This window comes from Endozoicomonas numazuensis (assembly GCF_000722635.1).
GTDB classification, from domain to species: Bacteria; Pseudomonadota; Gammaproteobacteria; order Pseudomonadales; family Endozoicomonadaceae; genus Endozoicomonas_A; species Endozoicomonas_A numazuensis.
Genome location: NZ_JOKH01000012.1, coordinates 1 through 4,567, shown reverse-complemented (window position 1 = coordinate 4,567; position 4,567 = coordinate 1). Strand labels below are relative to the sequence as shown.

The window sequence follows — 4,567 nt, the reverse complement described above, 5'->3', positions numbered from 1 at the left end:
CTCCTAGGAGGCTGACCGAGAATAGCGTCCGAGCATAAAATTCAGTAGAACGAGTCAGCTTTTTCACTGGATTTGTGCGAATAGTTGACCTATTTAAGCAAATCCAGTGGAAAAGATGGCCGTTCTTTCTGGATTTTAGGCCGGACTGTCTATTCTCGGTCAGCCTCCTAGGATCACGCCAGTCAGTTTCTTTTCAGGTTATGCCATTTTTGGACGAGGCTTCAGGTAAAAAACAATATAGCGAATGGCAACATAGGTCACGATGGCTGTGGCCACCCACAGTTCAATGCGTCCCAGCTGATGGAAGAGATCAGCAAACACGCCATCCACTTTACCTTCCAGTTTCAGCAGTGCTGTTGCGCCAATCACCATTGGGAAGGTGAAGGCTGCATAGCCAGGAGAAAATGGCAGTCTTAACAGTTTGATGAAAGCCATATACACCATGGCAGTCATGAAAATAGCCAGAGGCGCCAAAATACTGATCATAATCAGACTGGGGTTATCTGTGATGGTCAGATAGCCTGCCAGTGACAGACTGGCTGGAGCGCCCATAATAGCGAAAGTTGGCAATGCCGCATCAGGAATAGTGCTCTTGAAAATCAGGCGGTAGAGCATGATGGGCAGCTTCACAAAGTAGCAAAACAGTCCAAAGACAAACAGAATATTTACCAGAGGTTCAAATCCCATGCCCGGGCTGGTGACAGCCGCCACAATGATACCCACAGGAGGTACAAACCAGCTGGGCACCATATGCTCAATATCAAAGTCTCTGGCCCTGTGAGTGATAAAACCTACCAGCAATATCAAATGAGTAACAACCGCAGCCACCCAGAGTGCTCGTGCCGCAAACTCAGATATAGGCATGAGAGCTGAAGCAATGACCATAATAGCCATGGCGCAGGTAGGCATTACACTGCTGACGACTGGGTGGGACAGGTCTTCACGAATCAGGTGAGGATGCAGAATAAACTTCAGCACCACTTTAAGAACCAGAATTGCAGCAATAATAGCAGCCGTTAATTTCAGTCCCTGTGACTGATCTGGCATGATCAGAGACCAGGCGCCGCCCAAGCTGGCGATGCCCAGAGCAAGGCCTCCAAGAGGAGTAGGAACGCGGCTTAGTCTTGATACCAAGCCAGTTGTGCGACCAGGATTTTCAGTCTTATTCATCTTGCTTATTACCGAGAGTGTCTATCATTCGCTCATAATGTTTTGAGCAATTTTTTAAAGGGTGTATGAGTAAAATAGCGTGTTTAGAGAATAATAAAATTCAAACTTTTACATGACATAGATCAATAAAACTTATACTAAAGAGGGTTCTATGCCCCACAGCAATAAATGGACTGAGCAGAACAAATGGCAGGATCAAAAATAAACTGATTGGGATAACCATTCACAGTACAACCCTATACAAAAACTCTGTGAAGTCAGATTCAGTGAACATTTCATAGTAAGATGCATCGCTCAACAGACAATCCAGACATTATTTATGTCTTCAGACAGCCATCGCCGGAGTTCAGAGCACTTGAGCCAGTCAGAGAATGAAAGTGAAGCCTTCAGTCAGCAAGTACTCGAATGGTTTGATGAACATGGCCGCAAAGACCTGCCATGGCAACAAAGCATTAATCCTTACCGGGTATGGATCAGCGAAGTTATGCTGCAGCAAACTCAGGTAGCCACAGTGATTCCATACTTCGAAAACTTTATGGCGCGCTTTCCCACTGTCGCAGATCTGGCTTTAGCCGAGACGGATGACGTGCTTCATCTGTGGAGCGGGCTGGGATATTACAGCAGAGCCAGAAACCTGCACAAGGCGGCAAAGATGGTTATGGAAACATTTGCCGGAGAGTTTCCCCGCTCTGTTGACGCATTAACTCAATTACCGGGCATTGGTTTATCCACAGCCGGAGCGATAGCTTCTATCAGTATGGGTATTCGCGCCCCGATTCTTGATGGCAATGTAAAAAGAGTATTGGCTCGTTATCGGGCTATTGCTGGATGGCCCGGACAGTCCAAAGTCGCAAAGCAGCTCTGGAGTATTGCTGAAGAGCTCACTCCAGATCACCGTAATGCTGACTACACCCAGGCAATGATGGACCTGGGAGCAATGATTTGCACCCGAGCCCAACCTTCCTGCCTGATTTGTCCATTGCAGCAAGACTGTCTGGCCCACTCAACCAGAGAAGAAACCCGTTACCCAGAACCTAAGCCTAAAAAAGAAAAGCCGGAACGATCAGTAAGAATGCTGATGGTGATCAATGAGTTTGGAGAAGTTCTGCTGGAGAAAAGACCGCCCACTGGAATTTGGGGAGGGCTTTGGGGTTTTCCGGAAATCCAGAGCAATGAAGAGCTGTCAGAAGCAGCTCAAAACAAAACAGGGTTAGACCTGGATGAATTTGAAGAATGGCAGGCATTTCGCCACACTTTTAGCCATTACCATCTGGATATCACCCCCATTAAAACATTTGCGGCACAGACATCATCCGTAGCTGATGGTGATCGTTGGCACTGGTTTCAGCCCGATCAGCCTTCAGAGCTAGGATTAGCAGCTCCAGTCAGCAAACTGTTAACCAAGATCAGGCGGAGTCTGTAAAGCTCTGTTCTGGCGAACCCGAGAAGCTAGCAAAAGAGTTTATGACGGTAAAAAAGGAGAGAGGTTTTTGAGGATGAACTGCCGTTTAAGAGCCCTCTACGATGGAGTACGGTTGTGATAGGACTCTCAGTAAATCCTGTTACCAGACAGTCTGTTGGCCAGATTTCCGGCCCTTCCCAAGGGAGATGCACATCTGGTTTGCAAGTTTGACCACTCCCCACCTGTGTAATGCCGTTGCCGGCACAGGAAATAAGAGTATGGCAACTTGGTCTGTGCAGACCCAATGAGCATAGAGGCAAGAAAATTTTTCTCTTCCTTAGAGATGAAAAAGATTTCAAGTTAAACTACGAGCTCTTAGCCAACCTCAATGAAAAGAACTCAAAAATCCAACATGATCGGCACATTTAAAGAATATTTCACAGGGTTACTGTCTCTTTCCATTCTGATGATCAATACCCTGTTACTCAGTCTGCCTCTACTCTGTTTCTCTCTCTTAAAACTCATCATTCCCTTGAAGGGCTTTCGCCGTCTGATGGGACGTATGGCCAATGCCGTTGCAGAGCTCTGGATCAGTATCAATGCTATTTGGATAAAAGGATTATTGGGAATAAATCTGAACATCACCGGCCTGAGCGGACTGAACCCCAATGGCTATTATCTGGTCACAGCTAATCATCAGAGTTGGGCTGATATTCTATTGATGCAACATTTGTTGAACAAAAAGATCCCCTTTATGAAATTCTTCCTCAAACAGGAGTTGATCTACGTACCTGTGATCGGTCTTTGTTGGTGGGCCCTCGATTTCCCATTTATGAAGCGTTACACCAAAGCTTATCTTGAAAAACATCCGGAAAAACGCGGTAAAGATCTGGAAAGCACCCTGAAAGCCTGTGAAAAGTTCAAGACCATGCCGGTATCCATCGTCAATTACCTTGAGGGAACCCGCTTCACCGAATCGAAACACAGTAAGCAACAATCCCCTTTCAAGCATTTGTTGAAACCCCGCGCTGGCGGAATCAGTTACGTGATTGGAGCCTTGGGCGAACAGGTAAGAACCCTTCTTAACATTACCATCGTTTATCATAAAAAAGGCCAGATGGGCTTCTGGGACTTCCTGTGTGGTCGAATTAGCAACGTCAGTATTCATATTGAACAACAAACAATTCCAGAGTCTTTTATAGGTCGCAGCTACCAGCAGGACGCTGAGTTTCGCAATGATTTCCAGGCATGGGTCAATAAGCTGTGGGAAGATAAGGATCAAGTCATACACCAACTGAGCCATCGCCAAAAAAGAGTGGTAACGTCTCCTACCGCTGAGTCTGCCTCCAAGTCTCAGAACGAAGTCGTATAACCGCTACTAAAAACCTACGACAATCACTGATTACCTGGGTTTATCTACACCGTCAAAACGGCTGCATACCGAAGTATGTCTTACGCCACTCTTGTGTAGGGTTTAAGGTCGAGCTGTAACGTGTCTCGACCATATCTATCTAAATTAACTGAGGCGTTGAAGTCTCGGTTATGGTGGGCTTTACAGCTTGGGCAGCCCCACCACTGGACACCAAGAACCACAGCATCATTTTTATGACCACAGGCACTGCATGTCTTGCTGGACGGGAAGAGCCTGTCAGCAATGACCACTTCGCGCTGCCGTAATTCGGCCTTGTATTTAATGAACTGGCGCAACATTCCGAAACCTGCGTCGTTCACAGCCCGGGCCAGTTTGTGATTCTTTGTCATGCCACGTACATTCAGGTCTTCAATAGCGATAACGCTGAAGTTTGCCGTCAGATAATCACTGACCTCATGCAGAATGGCTAGACGTTGGTTGCTGATGCGATAGTGAAGTTTGGCAACCGCTTGCTTGGCTTTCGCACGACGGTTGCTGCCTTTCGTTTTGCGGCTCAATGCTCGCTGTTTGCGAGCCAGACGTTTCAGGGAGTGCTTTAACTTCTGGTTAGCAGCAAAGGTTTT

Annotated in this window: 4 protein-coding genes; 2 read left to right on the top strand and 2 right to left on the bottom strand. The window is 46.7% G+C overall.

The genetic code is table 11. From position 1 onward, the window contains the following. Positions 1–198: 198 nt before the first annotated feature. Positions 199–1,170 (bottom strand): TDT family transporter, encoded by a 972-nt coding sequence (locus GZ78_RS26130; RefSeq protein ID WP_051786575.1) that lies wholly within the window; start codon positions 1,168–1,170, stop codon positions 199–201. A gap of 319 nt (positions 1,171–1,489) precedes the next feature. Here GZ78_RS26130 and mutY point away from each other — a divergent pair, with 319 nt between their 5' ends. Together mutY and GZ78_RS26115 are read left to right on the top strand one after the other, a co-directional pair. Further along, complete coding sequence (gene mutY / locus GZ78_RS26125) at positions 1,490–2,593, top strand: A/G-specific adenine glycosylase (protein ID WP_081870059.1); 1,104 nt, start codon at positions 1,490–1,492, stop codon at positions 2,591–2,593. A 391-nt stretch (positions 2,594–2,984) separates the two neighbouring features. Then, entirely contained in the window at positions 2,985–3,944 is a 960-nt protein-coding gene (locus GZ78_RS26115) for an acyltransferase (protein WP_051786574.1), read from the top strand. Positions 3,945–4,024: 80 nt separating this feature from the next. Here GZ78_RS26115 and GZ78_RS26110 read toward each other — a convergent pair. Continuing rightward, positions 4,025–4,567 (bottom strand): RNA-guided endonuclease InsQ/TnpB family protein (locus GZ78_RS26110; RefSeq protein ID WP_034843078.1); only part of this gene is annotated, 543 nt, incomplete at its 5' end.

Bases quoted from the DNA above. Each gene is read 5' to 3' on its own strand.
- GZ78_RS26130 (WP_051786575.1), bottom strand. From the start codon at position 1,170: ATGAATAAGACTGAAAATCCTGGTCGCACAACTGGCTTGGTATCAAGA.
- mutY (WP_081870059.1), top strand. From the start codon at position 1,490: ATGTCTTCAGACAGCCATCGCCGGAGTTCAGAGCACTTGAGCCAGTCA.
- GZ78_RS26115 (WP_051786574.1), top strand. From the start codon at position 2,985: ATGATCGGCACATTTAAAGAATATTTCACAGGGTTACTGTCTCTTTCC.